The sequence below is a fragment of the Hymenobacter mellowenesis genome (assembly GCF_030581005.1).
GTDB classification, from domain to species: domain Bacteria; phylum Bacteroidota; class Bacteroidia; order Cytophagales; family Hymenobacteraceae; genus Hymenobacter; species Hymenobacter mellowenesis.
In genome coordinates this window covers 14,826-33,052 of sequence record NZ_JAUQSX010000025.1, presented here as the reverse complement: position 1 = coordinate 33,052, position 18,227 = coordinate 14,826, and the positions used below count along the sequence as shown (strand labels likewise).

Genomic DNA, 18,227 nt, shown 5'->3' with positions numbered 1-18,227 from the left:
TTTATGACCCCCACCGAATTTAAACAAGTCGCTTAGCCTCTGCTAACGACTGGCTTACCGAATGGGGAAGCGTACAGGAATGGGATTATACGGAACCGGCTTTTTAGTTGAGGAATCACGTGCCCGTGAATTGGGGATGGGAACCGTCAAGGAGTTAAAAACCCGCATTCTACCATACATGAATGGTCGTGACCTCACCCAACAGTCTCGGGGATTCTATGTCATAGACTTGTTCGGCCTTAAAGAAAACCAAGTTATTGAGCAATTTCCAGCTATTTATCAGCATGTCTTTGAAAGAGTAAAACCTGAACGCGATAAAAACAACCGGGCATCATACCGCACAAATTGGTGGATTTTTGGAGAAGCCCGCGCGAAGCTTAGACCTGCGTTTGTTGGCCTTTCGCGAATGATAGCAACCAGCCAAACCGCGCGCCATCGCATATTCACATTTATCCCAGGCAATACAATTGCTGACTCCAAAATCTTCATAACAGCTCTGGAGGATGCGTTCTATTTAGGTGTTATGTCCAGTCGCATTCATACGACTTGGGCAGGCGCAACGGGTGGCCGAATGGGTGTCGGAAATGACTTGATATACAACAAAACCCACTGCTTTGACCCATTCCCCTTCCCCGCCGCTACGCCCGCGCAGCAGGCCCGCATCCGCGAGCTGGCCGAACAGCTCGACGCCCACCGCAAGCGCCAGCAGGCCCAGCATCCCAGCCTCACTCTCACCGACCTCTACAACGTGGTGGAGAAGCTGCGCGCCGCCCAGCCCTTGTCAGCCAAAGACCAGACCGTGAACCAGCAGGGCCTCGCCTCCGTGGTCCTCAGCCTGCACCAGCAGCTCGACGCCGCCGTGGCCGACGCCTACGCTTGGCCCGCCGCCCTGCCAGATGCCGAGATTCTGACGCGCCTCGTGCGCCTCAACCACGAGCGCGCCCGCGAGGAGCAGGCCGGCCACGTCCGCTACCTGCGCCCCGCCTACCAAGCGCCCGAAACCGAGCAGGCCAGACTTTCTTTGCCCACCGCAGCAGCCTTTTCGGATGCCGGCCGGTCTACCCCTGCAACGGAGGGAATCGCCCCCCAGGCTTGGCCCGCCGAGCTGGCCCAGCAGATGCAAGCCCTGCGCGACGCCCTGCAGCAAGCCGCCCAGCCGCTGACCGCCGCGCAGGTAGCCACCCGCTTCAAGCGCCTGAAACCCGACAAGGCTGAGCCGCTGCTTCAGACGCTGGCCGCCCTGTCGTTGCTCCGCCAAACGCCCGAGGGCGCCTACGTGCTTTAGGATGCGTTTGGGCAGTCGTCAACAATAAAAAGAACGTCATGCTGAGCTTAACAGAACGTCATGCTGAGCGCAGTCGAAGCATCTCTACTGCAATAGTAAACCAATCAAATGAGTTAGTTGCGCGGTAGAGATGCTTCGACTACGCTCAGCATGACGACCTTACGTTCAGCATGACGTTCTTACACTCAGCATAACCGCCTAACTTGACTTTCCAAACCGCTTCTTAGCCTTCCACCATTACCCCTGCCATCTGTATGAAAACATTTACTGTTCGATTTGCTCAGCTGGCCCTGGTGGCCCTAAGCAGCGTGGCTTTCGGCCCCCGCGCCGCCGCCCAAACCGCCCCCGCCTGGACCAGTGCCCGCGGCACCGGGGCCTACCTGTCGCCTTACACGCGCCGGGTGACGGATGCCCAGGGCAATGTGTACGAAGCGGCCACCTTCAACCCCCAGACCGGGGTAGGGCGCACCACCCTGACCAGCCGCGGCTCTTACGACGGGTACCTGGCCAAATACACGCCGCTGGGCGCCGTGGCCTGGGTACGGCAGTTCGGTTCGACCGGCTCCGACGGGGCCGACGACATGGCGCTGGATGCCGCTGGCAACGTGTACGTGGTGGGCCATTTTCAGGGCACCATCGACATGGGCAGCGGCCAGAACCTGAGCGCCGGCAACAACTACGCCGGTTCCAAAGCCTTCGTGGCCCGCTACGATGCGCAAGGCAACCTGGCCTGGGCCAAGCAGAGCGACAATGTAGCGAACGACCCGGCCTATCCGGCTTGTCCCCCGGTGGTGCTCGCTACGGGCGTGACCGTGGATGGCGCCGGCAATGTGTTCGTGACCGGCGGCCACGTGTACAGCCGCGGCATCAGCTTCGACGGCCAGCTGGTGGTGCCCTCCACCACGGTGGCCGCCCCTTATACCACCTACCTGGCCCGCTTTTCGGCCGCTACGGGCGATGTGCAAAGCATTAACAACATTTTTTACTCCGACCGCAGCACCGGGGCCGGGGTTATTTACCCGCTGCGGCTGGTGAGCGCGCCGGGCGGCGGGGTCTACGTGGTGACGAACCTCTACATGGCGGCGTCGTTTCCCGCGGGCCCCACGTTCCCCAGCCCCAGCAGCGTCAACCTGATGGCGATGAAGTACAACGCGGCCGGCACCCTGGAATGGGCGCGCACGTTTGGCGGGCCCGATTTTGACGATATCACCGGCGCCGCCGCCGATGCCGCCGGCAACCTCTACCTCACGGGCACCTTCCGGCAGTCGTTCTCCTTCGGCGGCAGCACCCTCGCCGGCGCCACCGCCACCGCCGGCACCGAAGATGGTTTCCTGCTCCGGTTCTCGGCCCAGGGCACCGAGGAGTGGGCGCGGTCGTTGGTGAGCGCGGGCTCCGATTTTCTGACGGCCGTGTGCGTGGACGGCGGCGGCAACGCCTACGTCACGGGCAGCTTCGGCAACCAGGCCCGGCTGGGCACCCTCACGCTCACTTCGGCGGGCCGGAGCGATTTGCTGGTGGCGTCGTATTCGCCGCAGGGCCAGCTGCGCTGGGTGCAGCAGGCCGGCGGCCCCGACGATGAACGGGGCCTCGGCCTGAGCTTCCTGGCGCAGGGCGGCCTGCAGGTATACGGCTACGCCTGCTACGGCGTGGCCTTTGGCGCCATTGCCCTGCCGGGGCAGGGCTCCTACCTGGGCTTCATCGCCCAGCTGGACGCTTCGGCCACTACGTTGGCGGCCGCCACGGCCCGGCCATTGCCGCAGGGCCTGTTTCCCAACCCGGCATCCGACGGCGTGTACCTGCCCGGCCTGGCGCCGGGCACCCTTGTGCAGGTAGTGGATGCAACGGGCCGCGTGGCGCGCACCGCCACCGTGTCGGCCGCGGCGGCCGTATCGGTACGGGGCCTGGCGCCCGGCCTCTACGTGCTGCGCATCACCGACCGGCAGGGCCAAACCTACGCCGCCCGCGTGGCGGTAGAGTAGCGGGCGGGCGCGCCGCCCAGCCGGCCAGACGCAGACGGCAGCGCCCGCTTTCGCCGCCCGAACCCCAATGCCTTATCTCCTTTGCTTCAGATACTTGCGGCACTATTCTTGCTCCAATAAACATCCGGGGGCGCTTAACCGCGCCAGCCCTTCACGCCTATTACTGCCAGCTTTATGAAAACAATTACTGTTCGTTTTGCTCAGCTGGCCGCGGTGGTTCTGAGCAGTTTAGCTATTGCCTCCCACGCCGAAGCCCAAACCGCCCCGGCGTGGGTCAGCGCATCCAACACGGGCGAATACTTCCCCGTCAATAGGGGCGGCCTGCACATGGCCACGGACCCCGCGGGCAACGTGTACGAAGCGGGCATGTTCAGCGTGGCGTCCAACGTAGGCCACATCTACCTGCGCAGCAAGGGCAGCTTCGATGGCTACCTGGGCAAGTACAACCCCGATGGCACGGCGGCCTGGGTGCGGCAATTCGGTTCGACCGGGCAGGACGGGGCCGACGATGTGGCGTTCGACGCCGCCGGCAACGTCTACGTAGTGGGCTCCTTCACCCACCGCATCGACCTGGGCAACGGCCAAACCCTGGATGCGGGGACGGGCCCTGACCGCAAGATTTTTATCATCAAATACGACCCCAACGGCAACCCGCTGTGGGCCCAGCAGAACGACTCTTACCCGGGCACCCTGCTGCCCACCTGCCCGCCCGCGGCCGGCTGTTTAGGCGTGCAGGTAGACGACGCCGGCCACGTAAACGTGACCTGCACCTATGATTTCGCTACCGGATTCAGCTTCGGTGGGCTGCGGCCGGCCGCCGGCCTGGCCACGTACGTCGACAAGGTGTACATGGCTCGTTTTTCGGCCGCTACGGGCGCCCCGCAGGCCTTGTTTCCGATACTGTACTCCACCGCCGCCAATGGCAGCCGGTTAATTTACAAGCAAACGCTGCTGAATGCCCCCAACGGGGGTACCTACCTGGTGGCCAACTACGTAACGGCAATGAACTTTGGCAAGGGAGTGACCCTGCCCGCCCCCACCAGCCCCGACATGATGGTGGTGAAATACAACGCCGTCGGCCAGCCGGAATGGGCCCGCGCCTTTGGGAGTCCCGGCTGGGACGAGATGACCGGCGCCGCCACCGACGCAGCCGGCAACGTGTACGTCAGCGGCTCCTACCGGGGGGCGTTGCGCTTTGGCACCACCACCCTGCCCGGGGCGGGCGACGAAGACGGCTACGTCGTGAAATATTCGCCCCAGGGCGCCCCGCAGTGGGCACAGACCATGGCCGGCCCCGGCGACGACCTGTTTCGCGGCGTATGCGCCGACCCCGCCGGCAATGTGTACGCGACGGGCGGCGCCAGTCCCAACGCCCAGCTGGGCACCCGGGCCTTCACGTCGGCGGGCAGGCTCGACATGGTGGTGGCCGCCTACACGCCGGAGGGCGTGCTGAGCTGGGTGCAGCAAGCCGGCGGCCCCGACGACGACGAGGGCTTTGGCCTGGGCTTCACGGACCAGGGGCGCTTGCGCGTGTACGGCTACGCGGGTCGGGGCACTGCGTTCGGGGCCGTTCAGTCGGGCGTAGCGCGCAGCTGGACGGGGGTTATGGCGGAGCTGCCCGTTTCGCCGCAGGCCGCGCCGCCGGTGGCCACCGCGCCAAGCCCGGACGAGGAACCGTTCGGCCTGTACCCCAACCCGGCCACCACAGAGGTGCATCTGGCGGGTATTCCGGCAGGTGCCCGGGTGCAGGTGCTTGATGCGCTGGGCCGCGTAGTGCGCGAAACCGCCGTTTCGGCGGCTTTCCAAGTATCGGTGCGGGGCCTAGCGGCGGGCCTCTACGTGCTGCGCGCCACCGATGGCCAGGGCCGCCAGTATGCGGCCCGCGTGGCGGTAGAATAGCCCCCGATGCCGGGATGCTGACGCGCCTCGTGCGCCTCAAACACGAGCGCACCCGCGCGCGGTGGTACCAGGCGAACGGCCCACCCAACGCCAAGCGGTAGTGGCTGACGCGGCACTGGTGCCGGCGAGTGGCCCGGAACCGAGCCGGGACTACCCGCGGGCCAACGCTTGGTTAATCTGGCGCACCAGCGCCGGGCCTTCGTAGATGAAGCCCGTGTAGAGCTGCACCAGCGAGGCACCGGCGGCCAGCTTTTCCTGTGCATCGGCCGCCGAGTGAATGCCGCCGGCCCCAATGATGGGCAGCGCGCCCTGGCTGCGCTGGTGCAGGTAGCGAATGACCTCGGTGGCCCGCGCCCGCAGCGGCCGCCCGCTCAGGCCCCCCGCCCCCAACGCCGCCACCTGCCCGGCATCCGTGGCCAGGCCCTCCCGGCTGATTGTGGTATTGGTGGCGACCAAGCCGCTGAGCTTGGTTTCGCGGGCTATTTCCAGAATGTCGTCGAGCTGCGAATCGGTCAGGTCCGGGGCTATTTTCAGCAGCAGGGGGCGTGGCTGGGCGCGGCTCATGTTGCGGGCCTGTACCTGTTGCAGCAATTCTATGAGGGGTTTTTTCTCCTGCAGCTGACGCAGGTTGGGCGTGTTGGGCGAGCTCACGTTTACCACAAAGTAGTCGACCTGCTCCGCCAGCGCATCGAAGCAGGCCACGTAGTCCTCGGCGGCGCGCTCGTTGGGCGTGTCCTTGTTCTTGCCAATGTTGCCGCCGATGAGGAGCTGCCGGTTCCGGCGCCGGGCCAGCCGCGCCGCCACCACGGCCGCGCCGTCGTTGTTGAAGCCCATGCGGTTCACCAAGGCCTCGTCCTGCGGCAGGCGAAACAGGCGCGGCTGCGGGTTGCCGGCCTGCGGCCGGGGCGTCACGGTGCCAATTTCCACAAAGCCAAAGCCCAGCGTGGCCAGCTCATCGGTTAGGGCCGCGTTCTTGTCAAACCCCGCCGCCAGCCCCACCGGGTTGGGGAATTTCAGCCCAAACACTTCCCGGGCCAGGCTCGGGTGCTGAAAGCCGTAGAGGCCCCGCAGCAGCGCCTTGGCCCCCGGCAGGCGGGCCGCGCGGCGCAGGTTGTCGAAAACCAGGTGGTGGGCGCGCTCGGCGTCGAGGTTGAACAGTGCGGGTTTGACGAATGCCTTGTACATGTGGAGGATTAGCGGGCCCAACCCGCGCGGCCGGGGTTGGCAAATGGGACTACTCGCACACCTCACCGGGCCAGCAAACGCCCTTCGCTGGTGTGGCAGCTGCCGTTGGCGCGTGGCGGCCCACCAGCGGAGGCGGGCGCAATAAAGAGCTAAAATTAAGGGGGACCGTGCTTGCTAAGCAATTGATGGCGCGGGCCGTCCTTTTTTTTGCCAGCGAGATGAATGGCCAAAAGTGCGTCGTTTAGCCCCTTAAGTCGAAAATGAAATTTGAGAAAACTGGTATAAAAAAAATTAACATTACCGATGAGTTGGCGGGCGAAACAATGCCGTAATTTTGCAGCGTGCTTCAACCCAAAAACCTGTTGATGAAGCGCGGAACCCTGCTCGACAGGGAACCGCGAGGGGACCGGAAGGTCTTCGCTACCATCGGTTTTCCCCATTTTGCCGCTGGCATTTCCGTTGTTTTTTCTGGGTATTGCCCCGCCACCGTTTCGGATTCCGAAACGGTTTTTTTATGGCCGTTGCCTTCTAACTAGACAACCTCCCTTTTCCTCCATTTCGGTATGACACGCAAAGACCTGCTCGACATCGCATCCCTTCAGCGCGAGGAAATCGAGTTCCTGCTCGACCAATCCACGTCGTTCAAAAAGCTGTTCAGCCATTCGGTTAAAAAAATCCCCGCCCTCGAAGGCAAGTCCGTGCTCATGCTGTTTTACGAGGCCAGCACCCGGACGCACTCCTCCTTCGAGGTGGCGGCCAAACGCCTCTCGGCGGAGGTCACGAATTTTGACGTGGCCCACTCCTCTATCACCAAGGGCGAGTCGGTGCGCGAGACGATTGAGACGCTCCAGGCCATGCGCACCGACTACATCGTGGTGCGCCACAGCCACCCCGGCCTGCCCGGCATGATTGCCCGCCAAACCACGGCCTCGGTCATCAATGCCGGCGACGGGGCGCACGAGCACCCCACCCAGGCCCTGCTGGACGCCTTCACCATCAAGGAAAAATTTCCCGACCCGAGGGGCAAAAAAGTCCTCATCATCGGCGACATTCTCCACTCGCGCGTGGCGCGCTCCACCAGCACGCTGCTGCAAAAGCTGGGCGTCGAGGTGGCGTACCTGGGCCCGGGCTCGCTGGTGCCCAAGTACGTGCCGGCCAGCATCCCCCGCTTCACTGATTATGAGACGGCCATGGCCTGGGCGCCCGATGTGGTGTACCTGCTGCGCGTGCAGATGGAGCGCCAGGATGTGCAGTTTTTCCCCAGCGTGCGCGAATACCACCGGGTGTACGGCATCACCAACGACCGGCTGGCGGAAATCAGCGACAAGGGCCTCTTCATCATGCACCCCGGCCCCGTGAACCGGGGCGTCGAGCTGTGCGACGCCGTGATGGACTACAAGCGGAGCCTCATCACCAACCAGGTCGAAAACGGCATCTCCGTGCGCATGGCCGTGCTCGACTGGCTCACGCCGGGCGGGGAGTTTCCGCGGCAGGAAGCATACGCCGCCCCGCAGCGCGCCGGCTCGCCGGTGGTGACGCCCTAAATGCCTGTCTTACATGGGCGGTCATGCTGAGCTTGTCGAAGCATCTCTACCGCGCAAGTAAATAATTACTATTGCAGTAGAGATGCTTTGACTTCGCGGACGCCAGATGAGCATGACGTTCATTTTTAATAATCGGAATAATCCTCCCACAAGCCTTACTGGTTCCAGAAATCATCCCTTCCATGCTTCTCCTTCAAAACGCCCGCATCGCCTCCGAAAATTCACCCGTGCTTGTTGAGAGCGATGTTCTGATTGTCGAAGGAATCATTCAGAAAATCGGCCCAAGCCTAGCCGTTCCGGCGGGTGCCCGCGTCATCGACGCCCGGGGCCGGGTGCTGATGCCCGGCATGTTTGATGCCCACGTCCACTTCCGCGCCCCCGGCTTCGAAAACAAGGAAACCATCACCACGGGCAGCGAAGCGGCCATCAACGGCGGCGTGACCGGTGTGGTGATGATGCCCAACACCCGCCCGGCCCTCGACTCGGCCACGGCCATTGCCACCGTGCTGGAAAATGCCAAGCTCCGGTCGCGCATTCCGGTGTACACGTCCGGCTGCGTCACCAAAAACCGCGAGGGCAAGGAGTTGGCCGAAATCGAGGGCATGCGCGGCCTCGGCGTGAAGATGCTCACCGACGACGGCGACACCACCGCCGACCCGGCCGTGCTGCTGCGGGCCATGCAGTACGCCACCGAGTTTGGGATGTTTTTCGCCAGCCACTGCGAGGTGCCGGAACTGGCTGGCCCCCGCGCCCTCAACGAAGGCGTGATGAGCTACCGGCTGGGCATCAAGGGTTCGCCGGCCTGCGCCGAGGAAATCATTATTGACCGCGACATCCGTCTGGCCCACGCGGCGGGCGCGCACGTGCACATCCAGCACGTGTCGAGCAAGCTCGGCATGGAAACCATCCGCTGGTGGAAATCGCGCGGCGACGTGAAGGTGACGGCCGAAGTGACCCCGCACCACCTCATGTTCACCGACGAGCACATCGGCGACTACGATACGAACTACAAGATGAACCCGCCGCTGCGCACACAGGCTGATTGCGACGCCCTGCTTGAAGGGCTCAAAGAAGGCGTGTTCGACATTATTTCGACCGACCACGCGCCGCACACGCCGTTCGAGAAAGCCCAGGATTTCATCAGCGCGCCCAACGGCATCACCGGCCTCGATACGGCCCTGGTTTCGCTCTATCACCACTTCATCGAGCCCGGCAAATTCGGGTGGGACTTGGTGGTGAAGCGCTATTCGGCAGAACCCCGCCGCCTGATGGGCCTGCCAGTAGCCGCCGTCGAAGTCGGCCAGCCCGCCGAGTGCCTCCTATTCGACACCGAAGCGGAAACGACCTTCACGCGGGAGTTCATGAAATCCAAATCCCAGAACACGCCATTCATTGACCAAACCTTGAAAGGCCGAGTAGACCTGGTGATTCTGGGCCCGGAAATCCTGCTGGAGCGCTAATAGGTGAGGGTCTGGGCGGCAAGGAAAAGAACGTCAGGCTTCGACCAGCGGACGCTGGATGAAGCCTGACGCGGGCTGAAAATCGCCAGAACAGCTTGAATACATTTCTTAGGCTACCCAGGCCAGCCCCCATCCAAGAAGCACTGCGTCCGGTTTTCTCAGCCGCACCGGCCAGTCCTCTGGCCTCCGTCGATGGCCCAACGCGGGCATTGAGTGTTTTGCGAAAAGAAGCCCCCTGAGGCGCGAAGGGTTCTTTCGATGCTGGTGCTTCGGGCACTCGTTGTTTATTGGCGCATGCGTTAGGTATTGCCCGAAATCCTGTGCGGGCGGTAGGCCTTCCCGGCCAGCGCCGCCTGCAGTGGAAACAAGTCCCCTTTTCGAATACACGAAGTAGTCGTGCAGCAGCAACCGGATTGTGGTTTACTGCTGCACGACTACTTAAAAGCTGGCCTTAAAGTCTCAAGTACGCAAAAGAAAAAGGCCAAGCAACTCATTACGAGTTACTTGGCCTCTTCTTAGGTAGCGGGGACTGTGCTGCTGAAGACGTCTGTAAAATGGACATGCTATATTGAACAAGCCTGTTCAGCAACATTCGCAGCCCCGCTTAATGCGTTGGCGAACTATTGGACATCGGCCGTTGGTGGGTGTTCGGAAAATGTTGTACGGGTGTTGTACACGCTCAGCGTCGCGACGTCGAGCTCAGATTCGCTCAGGTCGGACATATAGATTTCAGTCGTGCGCAGTTGGCCGTGGTTAAGCATTTCCTGAATCGCCTTGATGTTGCCGCCGAGCATGACGCGCGCGGCATCGGCGAAAGAATGCCGGGCGACGTGGCTCGTGATTGGCTTCTCGATGCCGGCGCGTTTGGCGACAATCTTCACGTAACGATTCACCAGGGCCGTGCCGGTCTCAATCATGTCGAGCAGCTTCGATAGCTGCTTTTGCGCCTGTTCGGGGTCGGCCGGGGCCGGCTGCGCGTAGGGCTTCGTATAGTCGAGAAATGGCAGAATGTAGGCGTCAGGGCTGCCGGCCGTGTTGGGGTAACGGTTGAGCAGCTCTTCGAGGGCGGCATGAATCGGGATATTTTTCGTCTTGCCCGTTTTGCGTTCGGGGAAGGTGAGCCGGCCGTCGGCCCGGTGCCGGTGCCGCAGCTCCAAAATATCACCAACTCGCGAGCCTTGGCAGTTGAATTGCAGAAGCCAGCAGTCGCGCGCGTATTGCTCCCACGTATTTGGATTGACGGCCGCTGCGGCGAGGGCTTCGACTTCGGCCACATTCAGCCGGGCCTTCTTCGTTTTCGGGTGCTTCAGCCTGACGTGAAGAAACGGGTCTTTGTGAAATTCGAGCAGCCCGTCGGCGATGGCCTGCTTCAGCACGGTATGAATGACCTGAAGCTCTTTATTCGACGTGGGCGCCGCGTTGCGGTGCGTGGTGAGCAAGTAACTCTGATAATCCTTCACCCACGTCACCGTAAGGGCTGAAAACGGCAGCCGGGCCGACTCGCCCCCGGCGAATTGCCGCAGCTTGCGCAGAATGGAGCGCCGCTTATCGGCCGTGCGAGGGTTGCCGCTGGCGACGTGCCGCAGTCGGTCTTTTTCGAAGTATTCGAGAAAGTCGTTTTCGCGCTCGGCTTCCGCTTCGGCTTCCGCAGCCGGCGCCGAGCGGCCGGTAATTTGGTCCCGAATGTCAGCCGCGCTCAGCTGTGGGCTTTCGAGCGCGAGCAGCCGCGCGGCTGTGAGCAGGTTGAGAATCGTCTTATTATAAAGGCCGTGGTCGCGGTGGCTGCTGCGAATCCATTGCGGCTTTTCATAGCTGGCTTTCTCATTCCAATCCTTCGCCGCGATAAATACGCCGGTATTGGCGAAGGCCGGCAGCCGGTCTTTCGTGATTCGAACGGCGACGGGGCTCAGGCCGTCGCTCGCGCGGGCCGGCCGCAGCACGGCTTTATAGGTAGCGGCTGGCATGGCACTAGTGAAGGGGGCCGTCGGTGACTTTTACAACCTTGTAGATGCCGCGCAGCTCATCGCCGGGCACGGTCAGCGTGCCGCCGTTTTCATTGTCGGAGTGCAGCGTCAGCGTGCCGTCTTTGAGTAGGTCGTTGCTTTTGATGCGCTTGATGACGAAGAAATTCCCGAAAACAATCGCGTAGATTCCACTCGGCAGATACTTAAAATCACCCTTGTCGATGGGATAGCAGGCCACCCACCAACCACTCTGAAGCGTCGGCTGCATGCTGTCGCCGTTCACTTCGATTTCGACGCAGCCCGGCCGGCGCAGTTCGGGCGTCGGGTTCTGAATCGGCACCTCTTCAAAGCTTTCGAGCCCCTCGCCGCTGCCGTCAACCATTTCGGCGAAGGTGGCACGCGCGCCCACTGGCACCCGGCGCGCGAAGGAAATCTCGATGTCGCCGGTACGGTAAGTAATGGGCATTTCACTAATGGGTTTAATGCCGAGCTGCGCGACCTGGCGACGCATTTCGAGCACCTGCGCAGGGGGGCCGTCTTCGCCGTAAAGAATGAAGTCGGGCGTCACTTTATAGAGCTTGGCGAGCTTATCGACTACATCGCGAATGTCAGCCGTCGCGTTGCTTTCATACCGGCTCACCTGCGAGCTCGCCCGCCCGATTTTCTCGGCGACCTCGCGATTTGATAGATTCGCGACTTTGCGCAGGTACTTCAATCGGGTGGCCTGGGTGGAAAGTTTGGGGCTCACGGCTTGCGACATTGTTGTATTCGAGGAAAGGATATAATTAACTAATGCAAAGCAAAGCAATACAGAGCAGATTAGAGTAATTAGCTCTAATAAAATTTGCTTTGCTTTAATTTGCTCTATAAGTTTGTAGAAACAAATCCCCTTAATCATGGCAGCAAAAGCCCCCAAAAAGCCGAGTGACTACTACGCCACGACGGTAAAAGTGCCTAGAACGACCGAGGACGCACTTAAAAGAGAACAGGCTCGGCGCTTTTTAAAAGACAAAAAGCGTATATCAATCAACAAGTTAGCTAGTGAATTAGTGGCCGAAGCTGCTGCTCAGCTGCCGGATTAAAAAAAATTGTCTGCTTTGCTCTAATTTGCTCTGTTATGACTCAATCTGATTTAACTGCTCAGGCTCCGACTGACATCGCTGTAATCTGGAAAGAGGTGCTGAGCCTGCGCAGTCAGGTTGCTCAGTGCCTCGCGAAAGAGCAAGAATTAAGAGGCGAACTCAGTCAGCACAAAGCCTTTCAAAGCGCATTCATCGAAAGCCTTGATGACCAGGTAACGACTAAGAAAGCGCTCGACATCACCGGCATCAAAAGTCGCACGACGCTCATCGCAGAGCGCGACCGGCCCGACTCGCTGCTCGCCTACACGCATAACGGCCGCGCAGTCACCTACTCACGCGCCGGCTGCGTGGCTCACGCATTGGCCCGGCAAGCCGCCTAAGAAGCTTTTCTCATTTTCTCACTCAACCCCATTTGCCCGATGGAAACCCCAACCCTCACCCTGTTCGACGCCACCGTTCGCGCGCTGCTCGACGCTATTCAAAACCCTGATTTGGTCGCTGTGTCCTGCCTTCAGGCATTCCCCGAAGTACCAGGGCGCCCCGCCTTTTCGAATTTTTCGGCCAACGTGTACGACATCAGCCTCGCGAGCTCTGACCTGCCGCTCGGCGTCTCTGCGTGCTTCCTTTCTGCCGAGACGCCTAACGGGCTTTTCCTGAAGCTGGGAACGTGGCTGGCTCGCCAAGCCGAAGAGCAGCCCGACGCCGACCGCGCCGCTGATGCTGCCATTTCCTACGCCAAAGAAGCGGCCTGATGCACGCCCGGCACCACTCCCCCGCCGTCGCCCGCTTCATGGCCCGCACGGCTCACGAATTCACGCCGCGCCCGGCGAGCCAAATGACGAAGACTGAGCTGCGAGACGGCGCCGAGCGCAGCGTCTTGCGCATGCTGCTGGCGATGGGTGCCGTCATGCTGCTCGCGCTGCTGCTGGCCTATGCCGAAAGCCGGACGCTGAGCAGCTCGGCAGAAGTCGAAATCGGGCACGCGCCGCGCATCGAAGGCAATCCGCACGGCTGGCACTACGAAGACTAAAAACAGAAAGCCGGCCGCAGTTGCCCCTGCGGCCGGCTTTCAATCACTCAACTGAAAAACTTGATTACCTGCAAAAGTATGGCAACACCCGCAAAACCCTCGCAAAAAGAAGCCAAGCGCCCCGCAACTCGCAAGCCGGAACCAGCGCCCAAAGTGAAGAGCTTCGACATCGCCAACAGCGAAGACGTGCTCGAACTCGCGAATGACCTCGCGCGCTTCATCAAGGAAAACAAGCTGAGCACCGAAGTTCAGGGCAAAAACTTCGTGAACGTCGAAGGCTGGCAATACGCCGGCAGCCGGCTCGGCATCGTGCCGATTACCGGGCACGTCATCAACACCAGCACGGCCGACGAAATCAAATATCAAGCGCAGGTAACGCTTTTCGACCTGCGCCATCAATGCACCGTCGGCGCCGGCTTCGCGACCTGCTCGAATAAGGAAAGCGGCAAAAAGTTCTATCAGGAATTCGCGATTATGAGCATGGCGCAGACGCGCGCGACCGGCAAGGCATTTCGCAACGTGCTCGCCTACCTGATTCGCGCGGCTGGCTACGAAGCGACGCCGGCCGAAGAGATGGAATATAATACCAACGTGCCGGCCGCTGCTCATGCGCAACCAGTGACGGACGCCGACCGGGCTCAGACATCAGCAGCCGAAGTCGAAACACCAAAAAAAGAGACAGCCGGGGCCGGCGTGCCGGTTTCGGCACCCCCGGCAGCCTCAACTACTGCCGACCTAAGCAGCGAAGACTTTGAAAAAGTACAGCACCTGCGCGCCCGTTTTGATGCGTCGCTTTCAACGGCTGAACTAGTGGAGCTGTGGAACGGCGACGCGAAGCCATTCCGAAAATATCTGCTAGTCGATAAAGAAGCCGCGAAAAAGCGCATCGATGCCGCCGTTTTGCATGATGCCAAAAACCCGGTAATGCAGATTGTGCCCGACAGCATCACCGAGCCGAGCGAGCGCGACACGCTCATTCCCTGGCTGACGCCAGCGCAGAAAGAGCAAATCATTCGCCTCATCAATCATCCGGTAGTGACGCGGCCGGAAAAGACGAAGATTCTGCTGCATATCAATCGACTCACTGAGGCGCCCTTTGAGCATCCCGAAGGCACCGTCATCAACTCGAAAAATCGGGTTTCAGGCGATGCGCCGGCCATCATTACCAAAGTAAGCGGCTGGATTGAGGAACGCGAGAACGGCAAAAAACAGGGCGTGCGCGGCGCGCTGAAGAAGTACCTCGAAGACAATAAGCACGCCATCGGCAAGCCCGACTGCGCGCGCCTGTCTGTGGTAGCCTACTCGCCGGCTGCGACCGATGAAGACCTGAGCGACGCGCTGCTCGAAGCGAAGCAGCTCGCCGCCGTGCCGGTCAATACCGAAGCCACCGAAGCCCCCGCTGCCTAATTATGCGCCTGCTCAGCTTGTTCGCCGGAATCGGCGGCTTTGACCTCGCAGCGCATTGGATGGGATGGGCGACGGCAGTCATGGTCGAAATCGACCCTTTCGCCCGTCAGGTGCTGATTAAAAATTTCAAGTGCATACCGGCTGAAGACCTCGGCGCTGCTGAACTGGCTGACATCATAAGTCAGTGGAAAGTATGGCGCCCTGGGCAGTTGCAACCTCAAACCGTGTTATATGGCGACATCTGCCAATTCGACGCCCGGCTCTGGCTGGGTGCAATCGACCTTGTTTGCGGGGGATTCCCCTGCCAGCCCTTTAGCGACGCCGGCAAGGGGCTCGGCACAAATGACCCTCGCCACCTCTGGCCGCAGATGCTTAGAGTCATTCGAGAGGTTCGACCGTGCCACGTTTTGGGCGAAAACGTTCGGGGCTTGCTTACTCGGCATCCCCTTCAATTCGAAGCTGTGTGCGCTGAGTTGGAAGCTGAAGGCTACGACGTTCAGCCGGTTTTACTTCCAGCTTGCGGCGTCGGTGCCATCCATAAAAGAGATAGGTTCTGGTTTGTGGCCCACTCCCTGCGCTGGCAATCCGAACGACGGCGAGAGCCCCGAATCATTCATGGCGCGAGCCGCCAAACTGAAGGAGAAGCACAACAATGGGAACGGAGTCAGCATGCCCCTGGGAGTATTCGTGAAGATGCTCCCGACGCCCACGGCAGCCGATGGGGAGCGGAGCAGTCAGGCTTACGGAGGGGGCAACCTAACGCTTTTGGGGGCACTGCTTCCGACCCCATTGGCGAGCGATGGAAAGAACAACCCGCTATCTGCCTCGCGCATGAAGCGAAAAGAGGGGGGGCTTCCGACTGCAATAGCGAAAATGATGCTGGGCACCCCCCGCGCATCGAGCGCAATGGCGAAGCCCTTACGCCCGTCATCCTCTCCGGACAAAGGCAGAATGGAGCAGCAGTTAGCAAATCAGTCGGAGAATGGAGGTTCACTGAACCCGCGCTTTGTGCTAGAAATGATGGGCTTCCCGGCCGATTGGTGCGAACTGACAGAGCCAAAATCTTAAAAGCGGCTGGCAATGCTGTCGTGCCGCAGGTAGTGCTTCAGTTTTACAAGGCCATCGACGGCACGCGCCGGCTGCTTTATCCTGAGCACTTCGGCAATGGCTAAGACCAAACTGACTAGCGGGCAGCTCGCCGCCCTGGCTGAGCTGCCCGGCTTGCCGACGAAGACCGGCGCCGAGTTGAAGCAGTTGCGCGCCCTGGCTGTGCCCGATGAAGCGAAGCCGCTGCTCGGCACCTGGCAAAGCGTTCACGACGGCCTGAGCTATGAGCTGCTCTTCCTCGACGGCATGCTTCAGATGCGCCGGCTGCCCGACGGCACGCCTTACGAGAAGAAGCCGAAAGACTTCGAGCGGCTGCTCGCTTTCGGCTGCTTCGTCCGATAACGCCCGACCTCCTACCCAATGACTCACCTCTATAAAGTGCCCAACGACCCGACTCCGACGCAGCCCACCACCCGAAAGAAGCCCGGCGAGTTGGGGCTCGACTTCGCGGCTTCGGTGCTGCGGCTGCCGATGTCGATGAATGCCCGCGCGGTGCTGGCTGAAATAGTCAGCTTGCACCACAGTAGCGCGCGCGGCTGCGATGCCTCCGACCAACACTTCGCCGACCGCCTGACCATTTCGGTAAACACGGCGCAAACCTGCGTGAAGCAGCTCTTCGACGCGAAGCTCATCAGCAAAACCGTCGATAAAGACGCCGGCTTTTATCGGGTGCTGATGCCCCGGCTCGCCGCCATCGAAGCCGCAGCGAAGCTCAACCCCTACCCCGAAAGAGGCGGTAGGACTACCCCAAAATTTGGGGTAGGGGCTACCCCAAAAACTGAGGTAGGTACTACCCCAAATTTTGGGGTAGCCTACCCCAAATCTTGGGGTAGTACTACCCCTGAAATTGGGGAAGCCCTACCCCAAGATTTGGGGACTAATACTTCATTTAATCTTTCAGCTAATACTTCAGAATCTTTCAGTGATTCGAGCGAGCCTTCGGCGTCGCTCGCAGCGCCCTTCGACTCAAAAAAAAATGAGGGTGCTGATTCTGAAACGGTTACGAATAACGCACCGCAACACGTCGCCGACAATGCTGCTGAGGCTGAATTAGTTAAACCTAAAAGCAAGCCTGCGGCGCAAAAAAAAATAAAGCCAGCGGGCCCGGCCGCGAATCTGCTGCCGGCCGACTGCCCGCTCGCCGAGCTGCTCAACCCTGGCGGCGATGCCGACCGCGTGCAACAGCTCGACAAGCCGCTGACGGCCGCGCAGGCTGACGCGCTGCTCGCCGAGTTTGGCTTCGACCGCGTGAGCGAGCTGCTGCTCGCAATGGCGAACTATAAGCCGCTGCTCAAAAACTCAACTTCAGCAAATCTCACCGCGCGCAAATGGTTCGAACGCCGGGCCGCTGACGCGAAAAAGAATCAGCATGAAAACCTTTCAAATCACTCAGACAGCGGGAGCGGCGCCGGACGAAGAGCGGGCGCTCGCTTTGCAACGAACGGCGCAAAGCCTGATGATGACGCAGCGGAATTCGCTCGCGCCCTTGCTCAAAGCCGACGGACATCAAGTAGCGATAGCCAATAAGTTTCGCGGGCTCAGCGTGACCAAAGCGCGCGAGTCGGCGCAGGTCTCGGCGTTGGTTGCGCTCGGCGATGACGCTCGCGAAAATGCCAGCTACGCCCTTACGCGCATCATCGTTTTTGCTGCTCAACAGTTCAACGTGGGCAAAAACCTCAACAACGTGCAAGCCGGGCTGCTCGCCGATGACATGCTCGAAAGGTATTGGAATTGGCGATTTGATGAGTTTACGCTCATGTTTCGCGAAGCCATCGCCGGCAAGTACGGCACGACTTACGACCGCATCGACGCGCCCACCGTGCACGGCTGGGCAATGAAGTACGCCGCCGACCGTGATACGATAGTCGAGCACAATGCCGAGCGCGCCCACCGGGCAATGAAGCAGAGCGAAGCCGGGCTCGGCGAATTGCTGCCCGCTGAGCAGATGCCGGCCTTCTACTTCAAAGCCAAAATCGAGAAGCAGAGCGACGCGCAGCTGAAGCAGGGCATCGCCTACTACTTCGCCCGGCGTCATGCCGAAAGCGAAGAGCTGCGCAGCATGGCCCGCGCGAAGATTCCGGTCGCGATTGAGGTGCTGCGCGAGCGCCGCATCGAGAAGAGCCGGCCGAAGGGACTCGGCGAGCAGCTGCGCTCGCGCTCGGCGCCTGAAGATGCCGAAGCGATGGCGCAGGTACGGCGCGACTACCTGATGAGCCGGCTGCGCGAGCACCAGGCCGACGCCGCGAATACATCTGCCGAGCAGCTACCCGACACGGCTGCCTAAA

17 protein-coding genes are annotated in these 18,227 nt (G+C 61.1%); 14 read left to right on the top strand and 3 right to left on the bottom strand.

All coding sequences use genetic code 11. From position 1 onward, the window contains the following. Positions 1-61 precede the first annotated feature (61 nt). The 3 genes from Q5H92_RS26770 to Q5H92_RS26495 all read left to right on the top strand — a co-directional run bounded on the left by Q5H92_RS26770 (position 62) and on the right by Q5H92_RS26495 (position 5,163). Positions 62-1,285: a type IIL restriction-modification enzyme MmeI gene (locus Q5H92_RS26770; protein ID WP_369811187.1), complete on the top strand. Its 1,224-nt coding sequence runs from the start codon at positions 62-64 to the stop codon at positions 1,283-1,285. Between the two features lie 254 nt (positions 1,286-1,539). Beyond that, on the top strand, positions 1,540-3,264 hold the full coding sequence (locus Q5H92_RS26500; protein WP_305014596.1) for a T9SS type A sorting domain-containing protein: 1,725 nt from the start codon (positions 1,540-1,542) through the stop codon (positions 3,262-3,264). A 174-nt stretch (positions 3,265-3,438) separates the two neighbouring features. After that, positions 3,439-5,163 (top strand): T9SS type A sorting domain-containing protein, encoded by a 1,725-nt coding sequence (locus tag Q5H92_RS26495; protein ID WP_305014595.1) that lies wholly within the window; start codon positions 3,439-3,441, stop codon positions 5,161-5,163. Between the two features lie 150 nt (positions 5,164-5,313). On the opposite strand, the gene Q5H92_RS26490 is transcribed toward Q5H92_RS26495, so the two are convergent. After that, on the bottom strand, positions 5,314-6,348 hold the full coding sequence (locus tag Q5H92_RS26490; RefSeq protein WP_305014594.1) for a quinone-dependent dihydroorotate dehydrogenase: 1,035 nt from the start codon (positions 6,346-6,348) through the stop codon (positions 5,314-5,316). Between the two features lie 563 nt (positions 6,349-6,911). On the opposite strand from Q5H92_RS26490, the gene Q5H92_RS26485 reads away from it, so the two are divergent. Continuing rightward, positions 6,912-7,892, top strand: a complete 981-nt coding sequence (locus Q5H92_RS26485; protein ID WP_305014593.1) for an aspartate carbamoyltransferase catalytic subunit — start codon at positions 6,912-6,914, stop codon at positions 7,890-7,892. Positions 7,893-8,074: 182 nt separating this feature from the next. Further along, positions 8,075-9,352, top strand: a complete 1,278-nt coding sequence (locus tag Q5H92_RS26480) for a dihydroorotase (RefSeq protein WP_305014592.1) — start codon at positions 8,075-8,077, stop codon at positions 9,350-9,352. A 620-nt stretch (positions 9,353-9,972) separates the two neighbouring features. Here Q5H92_RS26480 and Q5H92_RS26475 read toward each other — a convergent pair. After that, complete coding sequence (locus tag Q5H92_RS26475; RefSeq protein WP_305014591.1) at positions 9,973-11,292, bottom strand: tyrosine-type recombinase/integrase; 1,320 nt, start codon at positions 11,290-11,292, stop codon at positions 9,973-9,975. 28 nt (positions 11,293-11,320) lie between these two features. Further along, positions 11,321-12,214, bottom strand: coding sequence for an XRE family transcriptional regulator (locus Q5H92_RS26470; RefSeq protein WP_305014590.1), 894 nt, complete (start codon positions 12,212-12,214; stop codon positions 11,321-11,323). On the opposite strand from Q5H92_RS26470, the gene Q5H92_RS26465 reads away from it, so the two are divergent. From Q5H92_RS26465 to Q5H92_RS26425, 9 genes are read left to right on the top strand one after another with little or no spacing between them, the layout of a single operon-like run. Further along, positions 12,213-12,398, top strand: coding sequence for a hypothetical protein (locus tag Q5H92_RS26465; protein WP_305014589.1), 186 nt, complete (start codon positions 12,213-12,215; stop codon positions 12,396-12,398). The two genes, Q5H92_RS26470 and Q5H92_RS26465, sit on opposite strands and share 2 nt — an antisense overlap. A 35-nt stretch (positions 12,399-12,433) precedes the next feature. Beyond that, on the top strand, positions 12,434-12,778 hold the full coding sequence (locus Q5H92_RS26460) for a hypothetical protein (RefSeq protein ID WP_305014588.1): 345 nt from the start codon (positions 12,434-12,436) through the stop codon (positions 12,776-12,778). A 39-nt stretch (positions 12,779-12,817) separates the two neighbouring features. Continuing rightward, entirely contained in the window at positions 12,818-13,150 is a 333-nt protein-coding gene (locus tag Q5H92_RS26455) for a hypothetical protein (RefSeq protein ID WP_305014587.1), read from the top strand. 38 nt (positions 13,151-13,188) lie between these two features. Next, positions 13,189-13,428 (top strand): hypothetical protein, encoded by a 240-nt coding sequence (locus Q5H92_RS26450; RefSeq protein WP_305014586.1) that lies wholly within the window; start codon positions 13,189-13,191, stop codon positions 13,426-13,428. A 60-nt stretch (positions 13,429-13,488) separates the two neighbouring features. Next, positions 13,489-14,835: a hypothetical protein gene (locus Q5H92_RS26445; RefSeq protein ID WP_305014585.1), complete on the top strand. Its 1,347-nt coding sequence runs from the start codon at positions 13,489-13,491 to the stop codon at positions 14,833-14,835. A 2-nt stretch (positions 14,836-14,837) separates the two neighbouring features. Continuing rightward, on the top strand, positions 14,838-16,007 hold the full coding sequence (locus Q5H92_RS26440) for a DNA cytosine methyltransferase (RefSeq protein ID WP_305014584.1): 1,170 nt from the start codon (positions 14,838-14,840) through the stop codon (positions 16,005-16,007). Then, positions 16,000-16,284: a hypothetical protein gene (locus Q5H92_RS26435; RefSeq protein ID WP_305014583.1), complete on the top strand. Its 285-nt coding sequence runs from the start codon at positions 16,000-16,002 to the stop codon at positions 16,282-16,284. The genes Q5H92_RS26440 and Q5H92_RS26435 overlap by 8 nt, the downstream gene beginning before the upstream one ends. Before the next feature lie 18 nt (positions 16,285-16,302). Next, a complete protein-coding gene (locus Q5H92_RS26430) occupies positions 16,303-17,469 on the top strand; it encodes a hypothetical protein (RefSeq protein WP_305014582.1) in 1,167 nt (388 codons plus the stop codon). Beyond that, entirely contained in the window at positions 17,429-18,226 is a 798-nt protein-coding gene (locus Q5H92_RS26425; RefSeq protein WP_305014581.1) for a hypothetical protein, read from the top strand. The genes Q5H92_RS26430 and Q5H92_RS26425 overlap by 41 nt, the downstream gene beginning before the upstream one ends. Position 18,227: the final 1 nt, after the last annotated feature.